An 18,820-nucleotide genomic window follows, 5' to 3' on the forward strand; every position below is an offset into this window, starting at 1 on the left:
GTCAAACCATCATCGACGCGGTCAGCGGGCGGTGCAGCATGCGGGAGAGGGCTTGCCAGCGCAGAGAGAGGTCGGCTCCGGCCTGCCGCTCCACCCAGGCAGCTACCAGATCCAGACCAAGGTTGTAGTTGATGACGTAAGAGCCATTCTTCTCGATAAAGCGGAAACGCTGTGCCGCTCGGGCTTCGTCACTCACCCGGTATTGCTGCAAGCGGGCGCGGGCACCATCAGCATCCAGCAGACCATCCTGCCAGTCGCGCGCCACCCAGTTGTCCACATAGCTGAGGCGATCCAGCAAGGTCAGCACCCGGTGATAGCGCGGCAAGTCATCAGCCGGTAGCCCCGCCAGCGGGCACAACACCTCACGCTCGAACTGGATGCGGCTGTCGCCGGGAAAAGCCAGCAGAATGCCGTAATTGGCCGCTCCCTCCGCCAGGCAGGAGAGCGGGCTATACAGCGGGAAGGCGGCATATTCCATCCAGCCACGCTGCTGCACCAGCTCCAGCTCGATCAAACTGCTTTGCACATGATGCCCCGGATAGGCCTCATGACAGGCAAGGTCAATGGCACGTGCCAGCGGCATCGGGAAATCGGTATTGACCTCCACCAGGCTGTGCCCCTGCCCCAGATACCAGTTATAGCCCCCCCATACCTTGTCCTGCACGTAACCCAGCTTGCAGGACTCCCCTTCCGGCAGGGCAATATAGGGTCGGGTGCGTTCACGTGCGGCATCCATGGCGACTGTGAATACCGCGTCCAGCTTCTCACGCGGGATATCAAAGCCACTCAGCCATTCGCGGGCACGGACATGCAGGGGGCCATCACCCGGCAGCAATTGCGCCAGCTCAGTCAGCACCGGATCAAAATCGGCCGCGCTCAGGGGCGGGCATACCGCGTCGTACAGCAGGCGGGATTCTTCATCGAAACGGAAGCGCTCCCCTTGCAGGCGGCGAAGGTGGGCGTGCAGGGCGATCAAGTGCTTGTGCAGATAGGCTTGCCGCTGCTGCTCCGCTTCCGGTAGCCCACTCAAGGGGCGTACTTCGAGCTCTGCCAGCAAGGTGGCCGAGCGTTGCTGCAATTCAGTCAAGTCTAGCGCTTCCGGCTGGGTTCGCCATTCAGCCGGGCCGACCCAGGCATCCACATAGCTGTCATCGTGCAGGCCGGTAGACAGCACAAGTCGGGCATACGCTTCAGCAATTCGGTCCAGCATGATCAGCAACTCCAGGGGGTGGGGGAAAGCGCCTCACCATGCCATAAATCACGCGACAGAGCCAGTGGTGGTTCGACTAGCCATCACCTGGCTGGCCCACGTTCCTGCCCCATGATCTATACTCGGATAACCATCTCATCGAGCGGAGGGGCCAATATGCTGCGCTGGATAATGCTCTTGCTGCTGCCCTCATCACTGCTGGCCGCCCCCCTGCGCATCAATTTCCCGGTCAACGACCGCCATAACGATGCCTTCTTCCAGCAGCTGGCACTCAATGCCCTGATGGCCGATGGTCAGACCCTGCAGGTGCGTAATGTGCCCATCCCTCGCCACAAGCGGGTCTACCTGCTGCTGGAAAAAGGCGACATTGATGTGTACTGGATGCTGGCCACGCCGGAACGCGACAAGCAGTTTATCCGGGTCAATATACCCCTGACCAATGGCCTGATCGGGCAGCGTGTCCTGCTAATCCCACCAGGAACCGAAGGCCGCTTTGCCCACATCCGTACGCTGGAGCAACTGCAGCGCAGCGGGCTGACAGCGGGGCTGGGCAGTGGCTGGCGGGATGTTGCAATCTGGAAGTACAACCAGCTCCCGGTCTATGTACATGAGGGGGAATGGTCAGACCTGTTCACTTTGCTCGCCTCACGATCACGGGGCGTCGATTATTTTCCGCGCGGCGCATTTGAAGTGTTGGACGAGGTGGTAGCACACCCCACCCTGACCATCGAACCCAATGTGCTGCTGACCTACCCGCAGGATTTCTATTTTTATGTGAACCCGAAGCGGCCAGAGCTGGCACAAGCCCTGCAGCGCGCATTAGCCAAGGCCATGAAGGACGGCAGCCACGCCCGCCTGTACCAGCAATTTTTCGGACAGGTCGCGCAGAAGCTGCAACTCGCGGAGCGCACCCGGATACCCTTGGGCCTGCCGCCTGACTGAAGCGGCATCTGCCCCATCAACGGTCGCTGGCGGAAGGTCGTGGCAAACCCAGCTGCTGCCGCACCTCGTTCATGTCACAACGGCTTTCGCTGCTGGCACAGGGCACCGGCTGCAGCAGCGCCGCCAGCACCTGCTGCGGCAGCATGCTGCCGGACTCACTCCACCACAGGGGTTGCTTGCTGCTGCCAAAGCGTTGCAAGCTGAATTCACCTTCTATCGTACGTGTCTGGCGGGCCGCTTGATACAGAGCGGCCATCCGCTCCAGCGCTACACGCTCGATCTGCTGAAGATCTCCCCCTTCAGCCCGCGCCAGATACACATCCTTGAGCAAAGCCCGCAGAGCCTCCTCTCCCGACAGAAGATCCGGCCCCTCACAGCGATAGCGCACACGCGCAAACACCAGCTTGCCCTGACTCTCCTCCCGCGAATCCAGCACCGAGCAGCGCACCTGCTTGAGCAAGGCAATCTGCGCCGCCATCATGGCACGGGCCGGCTCACGAAACGATTCCCCTCTCTGCTTGGCCAGCTTGGCCGCAAACTGCGCCGGGGCACGCTCATGGATCTGTTGAATCCAGTTCAGGTCCAGCAAAGGCAAGCCCTGTCGCTTCATGGGCGCCGCAGTCAAGTGGTTCAGCTCCCTGGCTGCGTCACGCTCATAATTGACCATCGCACGCAAGTACAGCGACGTCATCTGCTCAGGAGTATTTCCAGCCTTGGCCGCCGTTACAAGCAGCAACATGCAAGCGCCAGTCAGCTTTACATTGAATCTCATCCAGCCCCCATCTCAACCCACTCAACGGCGGAGTGTACTATCTGGTTGTCATGAGAGTGGTGTTTCTAGAGAATGTTCCGCTTGGTCACGATCAAGTGGTATCGCCGACATCCTACCTCCCCCCGCCAAGGCAGAGGCCGGTACGGACTAAAGACAGGGATAGCATGGCCAACCGCGTGAACTGATGCGGGAGTAGACCAGTCAGACACGACAGCATGTGTTCCCCGCACCCAAGGATCTACCCAATGCGCATCATCTTCGCTCTACTTGCCGCAACACTTTTGAACATTGCGCACGCCTCCACCCCGCTCACCAACTGGCAACAGGAAACAGACCTCGGCAAGCTCGCGGCACAGCTTGCCCTGCTCAAACAACGTCAGCTGCAAGATGCAGCCACCATCGCGCTGCAGGAGGCCATTGGCTACCGCTTGGCCTGGGGACGGCATCTGCAGGCCCTCCATCAATCGCCTCCGGCGCTGCCGGGCAAACCAATCGCCTTGCGGGCATGCCTGCAGCGTGGTGAATACCGCTGGAAACCCGGCCAGCGCTGGCAGCTGCAAGCCTGGCGTGACCTGACCCTACCGGCCACACTCTATAGCGGCAAACTGGACCGCAACGGTTGCGCCCACTGGCGACAAGTCAGTGGAGAAGTGTGGCAGCGCTTGGCGGGAGGAGATCAGATGACCCTGCGTGTACGCGATCGGGCGTGGCCGTTACAGGTGGGAGACGGCACCGCCTTGCACATTCCAGTGGACGCGGAACCGGTACCAAACTGACACAGCATACCGCTCAGCCCCGGTAGCCTGCCCCTGGCTTGCGCAGCGTAAACTCGGGGCAGCACCCGGTTTCCTGCACGGTATGGCTGAACTGGTCCAGTTGTTGTCGATAATCCAGCTTGCTGCGCACCTGGTCGTAGATCGCTTTGTACTCCCGAAAGCACATCAGACTGCCGAAGGAGCCTTGCCCATATACGCTGTAATCGCCGTACTGGCAGCCAAAGCAGCAGCGCAGGCGTAGCCCATCCGGCAGTTGCCGTTGCAGGTCCAGCAAGGCGTCTTCAAAATCGCTACGGCCTTCGCGGCTGCGCCAGTGCTGTGGCGGCATATGCAGCTGCAATTGCAGGTCAGCACGATCCAGCCCGCCATGAGGGGCGGGTTGCCCCAGGTGCTGGATGATCTCCAGCTGTGCCGCCTGCGGCCCCTCTGCCGACAGCAAGGTCAGCGGCAGCCTCAAGTACAGAGCGCATTGGCACAGCACATCATGCTGTAGCTGAAAGCGACTACCGTCTGGCAACGGAGATTCCGGGCTCAGACTATCGAATGCCATACCGGAGAAGCGCGTGTCGCCCAGGGTGAGGGTTAGCCACTTGCCATCATTATGCAGACTGCCGCTCAGCTCACCGAGTGCGTCCTGATAACGCGCCGGTGTTGTGTCAGCGTTCAACAGCCAGCAGCCGGCGATACAGCCACAAGGGCAGCAACAACAGCAGCACCAGTGACAAGTCTGCCACGCTGCGTTGCTGCTGCAGGATCAACAGCAAGGTTTGATAGCCGAACCAGCCCGCATGCAGCACACTGCATGCCAGACCGCCCTGGCCCAACACCCGCAGGCCAGGTGTCCAGCTGCCCTGCCGCAAGCGGATGACAATAAAGCTGAGCCATAACAGCAGGATGCCCGCAAGGCCCAGCACGGCCATATACAGATTCAGGTCACTGTGTGTGTAACCCAGGCTTTGCGCCAACAGGCGCTGCCGAGTGGCTGTGTCGTACATGAACGCTTGTACGCTGGTCAGCACACAGAGCAAGAGCCCTTCGCCGGCATTGCGCAGGGAGCGGGAAAAGGCAGGATCAGGCACAGACACTCCAGAACAGATCAGTACAGGGTCAACACGCTATTGAGGGCTGGATTGCCCGTCACGATCGCCTATCATACCATTGCCGCCCTGCCCGCTCGCAGTCTCAGCGGCGGATCCAGACGCAGAAAAATACTCGTCCGGTTTTCGGTTGTGAGGGATTGCGTGAGAACCCATGATGAGCACCTGTTCAACACAAAGGTTTCACATCATGACATTCGCCGAATTACACCAGCAATCGTCACCGCTCTTGCTGGCCAATGTCTGGGATGCCGCCAGCGCCCGTGCGGCTGAAGCTGCCGGTTACGCCGCACAGGGGACCTCCAGTGCCGCCATTGCCGACATGCTGGGCTATGCCGATGGTGAAGGGCTGAGCTTTGTCGAATTGCTGGAAGTCGTCACTCGTATCCGCGCGGTCTCCACACTGCCGCTCAGTGTCGATATGGAAGCAGGCTATGGTGAAACCGCTGGAGCCGTGGTGCAGAATCTGCTCGCGCTCGCCGCGCAAGGTGTAGTCGGCATCAATCTGGAGGACAGTGTGGTGGTCAACGGCCAGCGCAGCATGCTGGAGGCAGAGGTGTTTGGCCAGCGCCTGCAGGCCATTCGCCAAGGCTTGCAGGCGGCCGGGGTTAATCTGTTTATCAATGTGCGCACCGAAGCCTATTTGCTCGGCTTGCCAGACGCACTTGAGCAAACCCTGGCACGTGGACAGCGCTATGGTGAATGCGGGGCTGACGGGCTATTTGTGCCGGGTATCATTCAGGCCGAAGCCATCCGTGAACTGGCTGCCCGCATCGCCCAGCCCCTGAACGTCATGTGTATGCCGGGTCTACCCACCTTCCCGCAGCTCGCCGCACTCGGTGTCAAGCGCATCAGCATGGGCAATTTCCTGCATGGCCGCGTACAGCAGACACTGCAGCAGCTGTTTGCCACTGTGCGTTCCGAACAATCCTTCCACTGTGTGTTTGAACATGCCCATCACGGATGAACGGCAGATTGCCGACTACTATCGCGCGCTGGTCGCGCGTGCGGCAGACCATGTCGGCATTTTCTATGTTGGGGTGAAAACCACGGGGGTGTTCTGCATTGCCACCTGCCGGGCACGCAAGCCCAAGCCAGAGAATGTGGTGTTCTATACCGGCTTCAAGGAAGCCATTGACGCCGGGTTTCGTCCCTGCAAGGTGTGCCGCCCCACCGAGAATGCCCACGCTGCCCCACCGGACATCGCGGAAGCCATCGCCTGGGTACGACAACACCCGAAAGAACGCCTCACCGATGGCGAATTGCGCGCCCGGGGCATCAGTCCGGAGCGCATCCGCCGCTGGTTTCAGCAGCACTATGGCATGAGTTTCCAGGCTTTCCAGCGCGCCTTTCGCATCAACACGGCGTTAGAAGAGTTAAAAGGGGGACGCCGAGCGACCGACACCGCGCTGGACAGCGGCTATGACTCGCTCAGCGGTTTTGGCTATACCTACAAGAAGCTCACCGGGTCATCGCCAACGACGCAAGGCCAAGTGCTGCTCATCCATCGCTTTACCACCCCGCTGGGGCCGATGTTTGTCTGCGCCAGTGAACAAGGTGTCTGCTTGCTGGAGTTTGTGGATCGCCGCATGCTGGAAACCGAGTTCCGCGACCTGCAGCGCCTGCTCAAGGCGCCGATCCTGGCTGGCGAAAACACCCACACCCGCCAAACCGAGCGTGAAATGGCAGAATACTTCGCCGGCACACGCCAGCAATTCACGGTAGCCCTGGACCTGCCCGGCAGTCCGTTCCAGCAGTCCGTCTGGCAAGCCCTGCAGGCCATCCCCTATGGCGGCACCGCCAGTTATGCGGATCAAGCACAAAGGCTGGGTAACCCGCAGGCGGTACGGGCCGTCGCCAGCGCCAACGGGGCCAACCGCGTGTCCATTATCGTGCCCTGCCATAGGGTTCTCGGCAAAGACGGCAGCCTTACCGGCTATGGTGGCGGACTGGCCCGCAAGCAGTGGTTACTAGACCACGAACAGCACCATAGCCCAAAGGACAGGGCGGCATAAGCACGAATCTCTTGTCATTTTGCACAAACCTCGTCATGATATAGAACGAATGTTTCATATCATAATTTGATGGAGCGCAACATGGCGAACTATGTCACCCTTGGCGTGCAGGACGCTGCCCGCAGCAATGCCTTTTATGACGCGACCCTGCCACTGCTCGGCTGGGCCATGCACGCCGAGTTTCCCGGCTGGCGTGGCTACTCCAAGGGCGGCGAAGGCAAAGACCTGACACTCTGGCTGTGCGAGCCCTTCAACGGTGAACCCGCCACCGCGGGTAACGGCACCATGTTTGCCTTCATGGTGAGCACACACGCCGAAGTCGATGCCTTCTACCAGGCCGCCATGGCCCACGGCGGCAGTGACGAAGGCGCCCCCGGCCCCCGCCCCCACTACACCCCTACTTGGTACGCCACCTACGTCCGCGACCCCTCAGGCAACAAGCTGGCCGTAGTGTGTAACGAATAATCGAAGCCCCACCCTATCGACAAGCCCGATCCATATCGGGCTTTTCTGAATGGTACCAACTGTTAGTACAATACAAGACACCGATTTAATTTAAGTAATTCAAGATAACGATATTTGTCGTGTCTCAGAATGTTACTGGGTCAAGCGCCTGCCCCCTCGCCCACTCGCGACCATACTGTCAAGTGAACGCGAGTACACCGTTCAGCACTCATAACTTGCCCGTATTACTTGCTCGCATTAGTACAAGATCATGTACCCGCGATCATGTACAATGCGCTGGACATGCATACACAGCCCGCACCCCCTATGGATACGCGTATTAACACCCGTGGCTTTACCTTGATGGAACTGCTGGTTGTCGTAGCCATACTGGGCTTGCTGGTCGGTTATGTCGCGCCTCGGTACTTTGGGCAAGTTGGAAATGCCGAAGTCAAAGCGGCCCAAGCTCAGCTGGATGCGGCGGGCAAAGCACTGGATCAGTTCCGTCTGGATACGGGGCGCTATCCAAGCGCAGAGGAAGGACTAGCTGCCTTGAACACCTCGCCTGCAGGGCTAAGCACCTGGCGTGGGCCTTATTTGAAGAAGCCTATTCCCAAGGACCCCTGGGGTCACGATTATCGGTATGAACTCCGCCCACAGGAAGACAGCTTCCGCGTCATCAGCTATGGCAAGGATGGCGTACCAGGCGGCAGCGGCCTGGACGCAGACTTGGGCCTGTAAACAGCATGTGGTTCAAAGTACGCGTGGTCGACAATGGCCAGATCACTGATCAGCGGGTACAAGCCGCTGATGCCTCGGCGCTGGCAAACTTGCCAGAGCTAAGCGGGAAGGTCATCGTGTCCTTTACCCCTGAGGGCAAATCACGATTGAGCTGGTCGTGGGGAGATCGCTTTCCTGCTGTATCTTTTCTGCAGGAGTTGGCTTCTCTGCTGCGTGCGGGCCTTGGTCTGGTCGAATCCTTGCAGGTGTTGTTACGCAAGGAACAACGTGAAACGTCGCAGCGGGTACTGTCGCAGCTATTGGATGCCATCCGCGCCGGGCACACCTTCTCTGCTGCCCTTGCCCAGCACCCCGCCATGTTTGATGATGTGCTGGTCGCCACGATTCGAGCCAGTGAAACCAGCGGCAACCTGCTGCCAGCGACAGAGCGTTATCTGCAGTATCGGCGGGAAATGGACCAGGTCAAGCGCAAGTTGATGTCCACCCTGCTCTACCCGATTACGCTGAGCATCGTTGGCATGGCTGTGATGGTCTTCCTGCTGATGTATGTGGTTCCTCGCTTTAGCCTGATTTTTGAAGACATTCGGCGAGACCTTCCTCTGTTCTCACGCCTTTTGATGCACTTGGGTGGTTGGATCAATACCTACCAGCGGTCTTTACTCATCGCATTGGCCCTGCTGGTTTCGGCCATGACATTCATGGCAGCGACTCCACAGGGACGGCGCTGGCTGCTTGCCCCTTTGCTCTTGATACCGGCTTTTGCCCGTCGGCAACGATACTTTGCCCTGTCGCGACTCTACCGCTCCTTAGCCTTGTTGTTGGGAAGTGGTATAGCACTGCTACAGTCCCTGAACATGGTACGTGGGGGTGTCGCTGCTCGATTTGATCGTCAGCTGGCGGCCTGCGCTGTCAAGCTGCAGGAAGGTTATGGGATTGCCCATAGCTTTAATGAACAAGGGCTTGCAACGGAGGTCGCCGCAAGTTTGTTGGCAATCGGTGAGCAAAGCGGTGACCTTTCTGCCTGCTTTCATCGGATAGCGGACTTTCATGACGAAGACAATGAACGCTGGCTGGAACGCTTCTCCAGACTCTTTGAGCCACTTTTGATGCTGGGCATCGGTATCGGGGTGGGGGGGGTCGTGGTTTTGATGTATATGCCGATCTTTGAGCTAGCGAGTGCATTGCAATGAGCAAGCACTGGTTGGAGCAGGCTCATCAAAAGCAACATGCTGCGGGACTCAGCCTGTTGCAGGCCTATGCCGAGCTTCACGCGCACTCGGATATCACCGTGGCACTACCTCGGTTGGCTAAAGAGTTCGGCTTGGGCCATATTGCCGATACAGAGCTACCTTTCATCCACTGGCTGGATGATCACGTCGCAGGCGGTCGGTTAGGGCAATATCAAGGGCAAATACGCATCTTGCTCTGCGACCCTACCGACCCGGCCACCTTACGTTGGGCTGCTGCGAGACAGGCTCGCTATGGCCAACCGTTGCTGGTCAGTCAGATTGTGCAAGGCATGTTGCCGCAGTCTGCGCCGCCATTAGCAGTTCATCCGGCCAGTTCCGGCACCTCGCCCGCCATTACCATTCTGGACAATGCACTGGCAGATGCCTTACGCGACGGGGCCAGCGATTTACACCTGGAAACGCGTTCCAGTGGTTTGGTCATCAAGTTACGGCTGGATGGTGTGCTGATTGAGCTCAGCAAGCACGATGGAACACCCGTGGCCGAACAAGTTATCTCCAGGCTGAAAGTACTGGCTGAGCTGGATATAGCGGAGCGGCGTGTCCCTCAAGACGGTCGTTTCCGCGCAGCGCCACTGGGTCGTGCCATTGATTTCCGTGTCTCCATCATGCCTAGTATCCATGGTGAGGATGCGGTCATCCGGGTGCTGGACAAACGCGCACTGGAAACCGGAAGCCAAGGGCTGACGCTGGCCTCACTTGGGTTTTCAGAGGATGTGGTCTCGGCTGTGCGCGAAGCAGCACGACTCCCTCATGGCATGCTGTTGGTCACCGGGCCTACCGGGAGTGGCAAAACCACTACCCTGTATGCGGCGATCAATGAAGTATACACCGGGCTCGACAAGATCATCACCATTGAAGACCCTATCGAGTATGAGCTGGATGGTGTACTGCAAATCCCGGTGAATGAAAAAAAAGGGTTAACTTTCGCCCGGGGGCTGCGTTCCATTCTGAGGCATGACCCCGATACCATTCTGGTGGGTGAAATTCGCGATCCGGAAACTGCAGAAATCTCCATCCAGTCTGCCTTGACCGGGCATCTGGTGTACACCACTGTGCATGCCAACAATGCCTTTGATGTGCTGGCACGCTTTTTCCATATGGGGGTGGATCCCTATAGCTTTGTCTCAGCAGTCAATACCGTGCTGGCACAACGGCTGTTGCGCATCAACTGCAGCCAATGCCGGGAAACGGTGGCACTGGATCAACAGCAACAACACAGGCTCGGCACAAAAATCGCCAGCATGCAACGTGGCCGAGGCTGCGCGGCGTGTCGTCATACCGGCTATGCCGGCCGTAAGGCCATTGGTGAAGTACTGGTGCTGAATGACGACATTCGTGAGCATATTCTGGCGCGTGGCTCCGTCAGTCAGCTGAAGCGGCTGGCGCAACAAGCAGGAACTCGCCCCATGCGGGATGCCGCACTGGATCTGTTGCATGCCGGCTGGACCACTGCAGAAGAGGTACTTCGTGTCACAGCCCAAGGTTAAGCCATCGGGCTGGTGGCTCAGCCACAGCGGGCTGCACCCCATCACGGGAGATCAGACCCAATGGGTGCTGGGTGCCACAACAGCTACACTACCCGCTCCGCGATGGTATCGACCGTCACCCCGTGTCATGTTGGCCCCCTGCACAACACAGCAAGCCATACTGGCCTGTCCGCATGGATTACAGCTGGCAGAGGTGCCTGCTTGGTTACAAGGTCAGATGCAATGGCAGGGCTCACCAGATGCCTTGCAGTGGACATCGGTTGGCAAGACGCGGATATGGGCATGCCACCTGACTCCGGAAGCATTGGAAATACAAAAGACTACCCGGGCAATCGCGACACCTTGGTTGGTGGCGCGATATAACCTGCTGCGTCTGCAGCTGATTGAGAATGGCGCCTTATGGAGTATCCACCCAGAGGGTATGAGTTTATTGCTGTTGGACGCAAACCTACCCGATTTGCTGCTTGAGGCTCCCGCTACTGCGCCTGATCAGGCTGTGGCGTGGCTGCAAACACAGCTGCAGCTGTGGGCAACCCATACGGTGCAGGCGGTGCGACTGGACGACCCATTTGCCCTGCTGGCAGGCTTTCGCTTACCTGCGCATGTTCAGCGGGGGCAGGCTTAATGGGTCGCCCGCCACGCATTCAATTGCAGCATCGCCCCGCTTCGCGCTTGCCCCAAGTGCTGCTGGCCATATTGGTTTTGTTGAATACGCTGCTGATCGGGCTTGCCTTGCAGCAGTGGCAAGCTCGACAACAAGCGGCGACACCCATCGCTCAACGCCCCGCTCCTCATACCCCTCAAATGAGACCGGTACCCGAGGGCTTTCGCGAGCAAGTCGAAGCCACCCAAAAAGTCATCAACCAATTGGGCACGCCTTGGGGGGCGGTATTGCATGCCATTAGTCAGGCTGGGAATAACAAAACCACGGTTGACCAGATGGTACTCAACACAGCCTCACGACAAGTCCAGCTGAGTGGCCGCTCGGCGGACCAAGTATCTTTGCTGAACCTGCTGCAAAAGCTGAAGCAGCAACCAGCTCTGCGGCGGGTGACGTTACGCTCACACAGCCAGATGGCAACCGATCAAGGCATTAACCTGCTTCAATTCGACATTGAGGTGAGCTGGTGAATGCGCAATGGCTGAACTGGCAGCGTCGTGCGCGCCACGGACTATGGATACCGGTCTTGGTATGCCTGTTGACATTGCTGGGCATGGTGATTTGGGTAACACACCCCACACCGCTGACACCACGCCCCATTCAACCGACAGCAGTCAAGCCTCAGGTCGCCACCGTTGACCCGGTGCAGCTTAACCAGCAACGCTTGCAGCAATTTGATGGTTTTGTCCGCCAATCCGCCAAAGCTCAACCGGAAATGATGGCAATCCTGTTCGCTGCTGCCGACCATAGCCGCCTAAGTATTGAGCGCGCGGATTATCAATGGTCACGCGTCGAGCACACTCAACTGGTGGCACTGAATATCTCGGTACAGTTAAAAGGGAGCTATAGCCAGCTCAGCCAGTTTGCCCATGTATTGCGCCGCAATGCCCCCGCAGCTGCCATACAACGGATGACCTTGGTGCGCGAAGCCACCCAGCCGGAAGGGGTATACCACGCTGATATCATGTTGCAGAGTTATCAGTTGGCAGCAGGAGCAGGCACATGAAGCAACGTCATGCCATTCTGGCTCTGCTGGCCCTGATCACCGCAGGCCTGGTCTGGTTTGCACCAGAGCAAACACCCGTACCACCAGTAGAAGCTGCCGAACGAGGCGCCAGCGCACCCAAGCCAACGCCCGCCGTGCCAGCCAGCCAGCCTTTGCTGGACCTGCAGCCCATTTACCAAGCGGAAGCCAGCAAGCCCGACAACGGTATCTTGTATGGGAGTGATGCTTGGTTGCACCCGCCGCCGCCACCTCCCCCACCACCACCGCCGCCTGCGCCTCCACCGGAACCGACAGCCCCACCGTTACCCTTTACTTATCTGGGCAGGTTGCACGATGGGAACCAGTGGCGCGTGTTCCTTGGGCAAGGGGCTGAGAGTCTTACGGTCAAAGAGGGCAGCAAGATTGGAGACCACTACAAGGTCGTCGCCATTGGACCACAGGCAATTACTTTACTGTACCTGCCGTTGAACCAGACACAAACTTTGAACATACCGAATAGCACACCATGATGATTCATCGATTTCTAGTGTTGGGCATGCTGCTACTCTTGGCAGGCTGTGCGGGTAGCAGTGAGCACAGCAATGGCCTGAGCCAGATGCAGGCAGGCAATGCCGAGGCCGGGCTGCAACAGCTCGCCCGCGCGGTCGAGCTGGACCCGGATAACGCCCAATATCGCGCCGATTATCGTCGCCAACGCGAGCTCTTCATCCAGAGGCAATGGGTAGAGGCAGATCGTTTGCGTCAGCAAGGTAACTGGGATGCCGCCCGTCAGACACTGCAACGCCTGTTGACCATCGACCCCGACAACCTTCGTGCAAAGGACACCTTACGCAACCTGAACGACGAGCAGGCCCTGCGTGAGCAACTACAAGATGTCGCCACCCTGATCGGTGACAAGAAACTCAGCGAAGCGCGGGGACGGCTGCAGCCACTGCGCCAACGCTACCCCGGCAACCGGGATATCGAGCGGCAGTGGCGTAAACTGGATGAACTGCAGCCCCCTGCCCTGCTGCCACCCGCATTGCAAACGGCACTCGCCAAACCCATCTCGCTAGAATTCCGTGATGTCCCCGTGCGTCAGGTATTTGAAATACTGGCACGAAATGCCAACCTGAACTTCATCTTCGACCGCGATGTGCGTTCTGACCTGCGCACCACCCTGATGCTGAAGAATGTACGCATCGAAGACGTTCTCCGACTGGTGCTCACCACCAGCCAGCTGGAGCGCAAGGTTCTGAGCGACAACATGCTGCTGATCTATCCGCGCACGCCGGAAAAGCAGCGCGAGTATGAGGACTTGGTCAGCCGCACCTTCTACCTCAATACTGCATCCGCCAAGGATACAGCGGCACTGATCAAAAGCTTCAGCAAGACCCAGGCCATCTATGTCGACGAGCGCAACAATGCACTGACCATCCGGGATACCCCGGAAGCCCTGCAATACATCGAAAAACTGGTTACCTCACAAGATCAAGCCAACCCGGAAGTGATGCTGGATGTCGAGATTCTGGAGGTGAGCAGCAATCTGATGGACGAAATCGGTATCCGTTACCCCGGTAGCGCCAGTTTTTCCATTCAGGGTGCCGCCGGTACGCCCGGCACCGTCACCATGAAAGAATGGCACAACCGCAGCTCCAGTCTGGTCAGCATAAACATAGGGAACCCTGCGCTGCTGCTGAATCTGAAAGAAGAAGCCGGCCGAGCCAACCTGCTGGCCAACCCACGCATCCGCGTCAAGAATCGGGAAAAAGCCAAAATTCACATTGGTGACAAAGTACCGCTTATTACCAGCAACATCACGGCCAACAGTACCATTAGCGAATCGGTGAGCTACATCGACGTCGGCCTGAAACTGGATGTCGAGCCCACAGTTCGCCCCTTGGAGGATGTGGAAATCAAGGTCGGGCTGGAAGTCAGCAATCTGGTCGATAAAACCACCACGGCAAACGGCACGCTGGCGTACCGCATTGGCACGCGCAACACCAGCACCGTTCTTACCCTGCAAGACGGTGAAACCCAGGTGCTTGCGGGTCTGATCAGCGATCAGGACCGTAACAGTGTCACAGGCTTGCCGGGGCTGGGTCGGCTCCCTTTGCTAGGTCGCCTGTTCTCCAGCCACAAGGACGAGAGCAGCCGCACCGAGATTGTCATGTTGATTACTCCGCATATTCTGCGCAATATCAACCCGGAAGCCAGTACCACCCAATTCCTCAGCGGCACGGAAAGCAAGCCGGGCGCGGAACCGCTGCAGCTCAAGTCGCGCAGCACCCTAACGCCAGCCAGTGGCTCAGAGAGTAGCCCACCGGGCAGCAATCCTGCAGGGAATACCAATCCGGAGAGCGAGCTCGATCTGCAACAGCCGGCAGCCATCACCCTCAGTGCGCCACTGTTCACCAAGGTGGGAGAAGAGCTGCTGATTCAACTCAACCTCTCCAAACCACAAACCATCAAGGGCTTCCTGACCCAGCTCAACTTCGACCCCTTCCGCTTTGAGCCTATCAGCGTAGACATCCCGCCCGCCTTGCAAGCCAAGCTGGCGGAAAATGGCCTCCACAATGGTATGGATGCTCAACAAGGTCGCGTGAGCCTTGCCACAGAATGGAAAAGTGAGCTGCCTGCTGGCCCGCTACTGCTGGTCAAGCTTAAAACCAAGCCCGGCGCCCCCGGCAGCACCACCCTGATGCTGGGGGGGATTACTGCGCAAGATGGCAAAGGTCAGCCCCTGCCCTTGGAGCCCGCCGTGCCGCTACGGATTACCATCACGCCATGAAGCAGCATCGCGGCTTCACCTTGATCGAGCTGCTGGTCACCATTGCCATCATTTCGGTGTTGGCCAGTCTGGCCATGCCCTTGGCCGAACTGGCCAGCCGTCGCAACAAGGAGCAGGAGCTCAAGCTGGCCCTTCATCAGCTACGCACCGCACTGGATGCCTACAAGCAAGCCACCGATGAAGGTCGCATCGCCAAATCCGCTGCCGACAGTGGCTACCCGCCCAGCCTCTCGGTATTGGTGCAAGGCATTCCGGATGCCAAAGACCCCAAAGGTGGCCTGATTTACCTGCTGCGCCGCCTGCCGCGAGACCCCTTTGCGGACGATCAGCTCGCTGCGGCAGATACTTGGAGGCTACGCAGTTACGCCAGCCCACCCGACAACCCGCAACCAGGTGCAGACGTATTCGATATCTACTCCAAAGACAACGGCACAGCGCTGGACGGGAGCCACTATCGTGACTGGTAAGCGCGGCTTCACCCTCATTGAGCTACTGGTCGCGTTGGCTATCGTCGGCCTGTTGCTGGCCATCGTCGCCCCCCGCTACTTTGGTGCACTCGGCAAGAGCGAAGAAACCGTACTACGGAGCAATCTTGCCCTCACCCGCAACGCCATCGACCAGTTCCATGCGGACAAAGGTCGTTACCCCGCCAGCCTGCAAGAACTGGTTGACCTGCACTACCTGCGCAGCCTGCCGATGGACCCCATTTTGAAGCGGGACGACGCCTGGCAGATGGTCACCGACAGTAACGGCCAACTGCGAGACCTGCACAGCGCGGCCACCACCCAGGCCAACGACGGCACTCGGTACAATACATGGTAAGGCGGGCACCACAGCAGCGAGGCTTCACCTACCTGCTGCTCCTGCTCTCCGTCGCCCTCATCGGCACCCTGCTGGCCACCACCGGCCGCTACTGGGCCTTCCAGCAGCAGCGCAGCAAAGAGCTTGAGCTGTTGCGTGCCGGGCTGGCCATCCGCCAAGCCATTCAGCGTTACTATGAAAGCTCTCCCGGCAGCGTCAAGCGCTACCCGGCACGGCTGGAAGACCTGCTGGAAGACCGCCGCTTCCTCGCCATCCGCCGCCACCTGCGCCGCATCCCGGTTGACCCGTTTACCGGCCAGGCAGACTGGGTATTACTCACCGCACCCGAAGGCGGCATCCAAGGCGTCCACAGCCTATCTGACCAGGAGTCCATCAAACAGGCAGAGTTCCCGGAAGGTGTCTGGCTGGAAAATGGTACGCACTACTCAGGCTGGGTGTTTGCCTGGAGAGCCAAGTAGTTATTCAATTATTGCCCCCACGTCAATCTGTCAAAAAGTACAGGCACTTCATTTTCTTACATCATAAATGCAAATTGAGTAGCCTTTTCGCATGTGCTACCATCCCCAAAACTCGAAGCGCCATCAATTAACATCAACAGCTAATGTACGGGAATCGCATGCCTACGCTACGCCAGGCTTCAACTATTTGGGGGCCGCTGCACCAACGCAAACCCACAGTGTTAACGATTACAGCAGCAGCTTTGCTGCTTTCCTCAAGTGTATTAGCTGAAAGCTGCAATGCAGTAGCCAATCGGCTGCTTGCAGCGGCACAGAAAACATACAACGACCAGCATGTAGAGGTACTGAAGTGTCTGGCGTCTTTTCCTGATGGAAATATGTGCGGATCAGACGTCCCATTTTCACTTGCTGCACGGACATTGAATGGCATTCAGCAGCGCAGCACCCGGCATGAGTACCGTGATCCGCCAGCAACCGGGGGAAGATATTATGTATGGAATGTTGCTTGGGAATCCTGCGACGTGCCAGATCTCAAGGATACCGATTTAGCCAAGGAGAAAGAGCCTGACAATCAGTGCCGTGCTGATGGGAACCCCATTCAGTACACAAATGGGCGAAAATTCCAGAACGAAGTAGACTATGTTTCTGCATCACCTTCCAGGCTAACGTTCGTCCGTGTCTATAACAGTCAGTCGGTGAATTACTTCGAGGTTCACCCGCTGCTGACCAGCCTAGGCAATTATTGGACCCACAACCACAACTACCGTCTAACCCTCGCTGCGGATAATGTCACCCTGAGAGTACTTCGTCCCGATGGACGTACCCTGCACTTCAAACCGGGGACGGGCGCGTTTTGGATCAGCGACAACAACATCAACGACAAGGTGGAGAAGCTGGCAGATGGCTGGCGCTATGTGCAGCCCGATGGCACGGTGGAGTTGTACAACACCGCCGGTCTGCTGCAGTCGCGCACCTTTGCCTCAGGTATCCGTTATGACTATGGCTATGATGCCAACAGCCGTTTGAGCTCAGTAGCCGATGCTTTTGGACATCACCTAGGCCTTGCTTATAATGACCAGGGGCAGATCAGCGAGCTGACTGACCCGGCTGGGCAGAGGATCAGTTATACCTATGATGATCTGGGTAACCTGCAAAAAGTAACGTGGCCGGATACCAAGGTACGTCAATATGGCTATACCATGTCTATCCCCAGAGATGGCGCCAAATCCGGTTTGTTGACAGATCTTACCGATGAGAATGGCGTCAAATTTGCGCACTGGGCCTATAACGACAGAGCGCTGGCGATTAGCTCTGAGCACGCAGGTGGTGTCGACAAGTTTAGCTTCAAGTACACGCTAGATGCCAATGGCAAAGTGACTGCCGTGGATATCACCACCCCGCTCAACGCCATCAAAAAGTATCAGTTCATATCGCCAGCTGGCATCAATGAGATCCAGAGTGAAACGCATCCGCTGGATGTCACCAAGGCTCGCACCAACACCTACGATGCCAACGGTAACCTGTCGCAGTTCACCGATTTCAATGGCAGCAAGACGGTGTATAGCTATGACTTGACGCGTAATCTGCCGACCAAGCGGGTGGAGGCCAGTGGTACCGCCCTGGCCCGTACCTTCACGACGCAGTGGCATGCCAGCCTGGCCTTGCCGTTGAAGGAGGCCGGGCCGCTGTTGATCACCAGCTATGGCTATGATGCGCAGGGCAATCTGCTCAGCCGCAGTGAGCAGGCGACCACGGATGCCAATGGCAGCAAGGGCTTTGCTGCCACGGTGAGCGGTACGGCCCGTACCTGGACCTATACCTGGAACAGCTTCGGTCAGTTGTTGACCGAGGATGGTCCGCGGACCGATGTGAGTGATGTGACGTCTTATGCCTATGATGCGCAGGGGAATCTGCTGTCGGTCACCGATGCGGCCGGTCTGGTGACGCAGTATGGGGACTATGATGCGCATGGCCGTGCGCAGAAGATCACCGCGCCAAATGGCAAGGTGACCTTGCTGAGCTATCACCCGCGCGGCTGGTTGCTCAAGCGTGATGATGCGGGGCTGATCACCGAGTTTGCTTACGATGGTGTGGGTCAGCTCAAGCAGATTCGCCGTGCCGATGGCAAGGTGCTGGATTACCAGTATGACGATGCGCACCGGCTGATGAAGGTGAGTGATAACCACGGCAACCAGATCCGTTATCAGCGGGATAACGCGGGCAATGTGTTGCTGGAGGAGCACAGTGACAGCAGCGGCCAGCTGGCCAGCCTGCGGCTGCAGCTGGAACCGGCACAGCAGCTGCTGTCTGCGGCACCGAACATGCCCACCGGCCGCAGCTGCAGCGCCCTCTGAGATAGCGGATCCCGA

21 protein-coding genes are annotated in these 18,820 nt (G+C 58.3%); 17 read left to right on the forward strand and 4 right to left on the reverse strand.

Annotation, left to right across the window (positions count from 1 at the left end):
* Position 1: 1 nt before the first annotated feature.
* Positions 2–1,210 carry a hypothetical protein gene (locus HF682_RS11220; protein ID WP_168877376.1) on the reverse strand — a complete coding sequence of 403 codons (1,209 nt, stop codon included), beginning with the start codon at positions 1,208–1,210 and terminating at the stop codon, positions 2–4.
* 156 nt (positions 1,211–1,366) lie between these two features.
* On the opposite strand from HF682_RS11220, the gene HF682_RS11225 reads away from it, so the two are divergent.
* Positions 1,367–2,152, forward strand: a complete 786-nt coding sequence (locus tag HF682_RS11225) for a substrate-binding periplasmic protein (RefSeq protein WP_168877377.1) — start codon at positions 1,367–1,369, stop codon at positions 2,150–2,152.
* 16 nt (positions 2,153–2,168) lie between these two features.
* On the opposite strand, the gene HF682_RS11230 is transcribed toward HF682_RS11225, so the two are convergent.
* Entirely contained in the window at positions 2,169–2,891 is a 723-nt protein-coding gene (locus tag HF682_RS11230) for a hypothetical protein (protein ID WP_168877378.1), read from the reverse strand.
* A gap of 314 nt (positions 2,892–3,205) precedes the next feature.
* Between HF682_RS11230 and HF682_RS11235 the strand changes: the two genes are divergently transcribed.
* Positions 3,206–3,700, forward strand: coding sequence for a hypothetical protein (locus tag HF682_RS11235; RefSeq protein WP_168877379.1), 495 nt, complete (start codon positions 3,206–3,208; stop codon positions 3,698–3,700).
* Between the two features lie 13 nt (positions 3,701–3,713).
* Here the strand turns inward: HF682_RS11235 and HF682_RS11240 are convergent, their stop codons facing one another.
* Together HF682_RS11240 and HF682_RS11245 are read right to left on the reverse strand one after the other, a co-directional pair.
* Positions 3,714–4,367 (reverse strand): DUF6304 family protein, encoded by a 654-nt coding sequence (locus tag HF682_RS11240; RefSeq protein WP_168877380.1) that lies wholly within the window; start codon positions 4,365–4,367, stop codon positions 3,714–3,716.
* The gene (locus HF682_RS11245) at positions 4,357–4,779 is read right to left on the reverse strand and encodes a hypothetical protein (protein WP_168877381.1); all 423 of its coding nucleotides are present in this window, start codon (positions 4,777–4,779) and stop codon (positions 4,357–4,359) included. Before HF682_RS11245 ends, HF682_RS11240 begins: the two co-directional genes overlap by 11 nt.
* Before the next feature lie 208 nt (positions 4,780–4,987).
* Between HF682_RS11245 and HF682_RS11250 the strand changes: the two genes are divergently transcribed.
* From HF682_RS11250 to HF682_RS11320, 15 genes are all read left to right on the forward strand, one after another.
* Positions 4,988–5,764 carry an isocitrate lyase/PEP mutase family protein gene (locus HF682_RS11250; RefSeq protein WP_168877382.1) on the forward strand — a complete coding sequence of 259 codons (777 nt, stop codon included), beginning with the start codon at positions 4,988–4,990 and terminating at the stop codon, positions 5,762–5,764.
* The gene (locus tag HF682_RS11255; RefSeq protein WP_168877383.1) at positions 5,748–6,812 is read left to right on the forward strand and encodes a bifunctional transcriptional activator/DNA repair enzyme AdaA; all 1,065 of its coding nucleotides are present in this window, start codon (positions 5,748–5,750) and stop codon (positions 6,810–6,812) included. The genes HF682_RS11250 and HF682_RS11255 overlap by 17 nt, the downstream gene beginning before the upstream one ends.
* Before the next feature lie 81 nt (positions 6,813–6,893).
* Complete coding sequence (locus tag HF682_RS11260; RefSeq protein ID WP_168877384.1) at positions 6,894–7,277, forward strand: VOC family protein; 384 nt, start codon at positions 6,894–6,896, stop codon at positions 7,275–7,277.
* Positions 7,278–7,583: 306 nt separating this feature from the next.
* On the forward strand, positions 7,584–7,997 hold the full coding sequence (gene gspG, locus HF682_RS11265; RefSeq protein WP_240947233.1) for a type II secretion system major pseudopilin GspG: 414 nt from the start codon (positions 7,584–7,586) through the stop codon (positions 7,995–7,997).
* A gap of 5 nt (positions 7,998–8,002) precedes the next feature.
* The gene (locus HF682_RS11270) at positions 8,003–9,187 is read left to right on the forward strand and encodes a type II secretion system F family protein (RefSeq protein ID WP_168877386.1); all 1,185 of its coding nucleotides are present in this window, start codon (positions 8,003–8,005) and stop codon (positions 9,185–9,187) included.
* Positions 9,184–10,734, forward strand: coding sequence for a GspE/PulE family protein (locus tag HF682_RS11275; RefSeq protein ID WP_168877387.1), 1,551 nt, complete (start codon positions 9,184–9,186; stop codon positions 10,732–10,734). Before HF682_RS11270 ends, HF682_RS11275 begins: the two co-directional genes overlap by 4 nt.
* A gap of 436 nt (positions 10,735–11,170) precedes the next feature.
* Positions 11,171–11,359 (forward strand): hypothetical protein, encoded by a 189-nt coding sequence (locus HF682_RS11280; RefSeq protein ID WP_168877388.1) that lies wholly within the window; start codon positions 11,171–11,173, stop codon positions 11,357–11,359.
* Positions 11,359–11,865 (forward strand): PilN domain-containing protein, encoded by a 507-nt coding sequence (locus tag HF682_RS11285; RefSeq protein WP_168877389.1) that lies wholly within the window; start codon positions 11,359–11,361, stop codon positions 11,863–11,865. Before HF682_RS11280 ends, HF682_RS11285 begins: the two co-directional genes overlap by 1 nt.
* Positions 11,862–12,401 carry a hypothetical protein gene (locus HF682_RS11290; RefSeq protein ID WP_168877390.1) on the forward strand — a complete coding sequence of 180 codons (540 nt, stop codon included), beginning with the start codon at positions 11,862–11,864 and terminating at the stop codon, positions 12,399–12,401. The genes HF682_RS11285 and HF682_RS11290 overlap by 4 nt, the downstream gene beginning before the upstream one ends.
* Positions 12,398–12,910, forward strand: a complete 513-nt coding sequence (locus tag HF682_RS11295) for a hypothetical protein (protein ID WP_168877391.1) — start codon at positions 12,398–12,400, stop codon at positions 12,908–12,910. Before HF682_RS11290 ends, HF682_RS11295 begins: the two co-directional genes overlap by 4 nt.
* Before the next feature lie 26 nt (positions 12,911–12,936).
* Positions 12,937–15,171: a secretin GspD/PilQ domain-containing protein gene (locus HF682_RS11300; RefSeq protein WP_168877392.1), complete on the forward strand. Its 2,235-nt coding sequence runs from the start codon at positions 12,937–12,939 to the stop codon at positions 15,169–15,171.
* Entirely contained in the window at positions 15,168–15,638 is a 471-nt protein-coding gene (locus HF682_RS11305) for a type II secretion system protein (protein WP_168877393.1), read from the forward strand. The genes HF682_RS11300 and HF682_RS11305 overlap by 4 nt, the downstream gene beginning before the upstream one ends.
* On the forward strand, positions 15,628–15,993 hold the full coding sequence (locus tag HF682_RS11310) for a type II secretion system protein (RefSeq protein ID WP_168877394.1): 366 nt from the start codon (positions 15,628–15,630) through the stop codon (positions 15,991–15,993). Before HF682_RS11305 ends, HF682_RS11310 begins: the two co-directional genes overlap by 11 nt.
* Complete coding sequence (locus HF682_RS11315; RefSeq protein WP_168877395.1) at positions 15,987–16,451, forward strand: type II secretion system protein; 465 nt, start codon at positions 15,987–15,989, stop codon at positions 16,449–16,451. Before HF682_RS11310 ends, HF682_RS11315 begins: the two co-directional genes overlap by 7 nt.
* 377 nt (positions 16,452–16,828) lie before the next feature.
* Positions 16,829–18,805: a DUF6531 domain-containing protein gene (locus HF682_RS11320; RefSeq protein ID WP_240947234.1), complete on the forward strand. Its 1,977-nt coding sequence runs from the start codon at positions 16,829–16,831 to the stop codon at positions 18,803–18,805.
* Positions 18,806–18,820 lie beyond the last annotated feature (15 nt).

Origin of the sequence: Leeia aquatica (genome assembly GCF_012641365.1) — a bacterium.
Classification (GTDB): Bacteria; Pseudomonadota; Gammaproteobacteria; order Burkholderiales; family Leeiaceae; genus Leeia; species Leeia aquatica.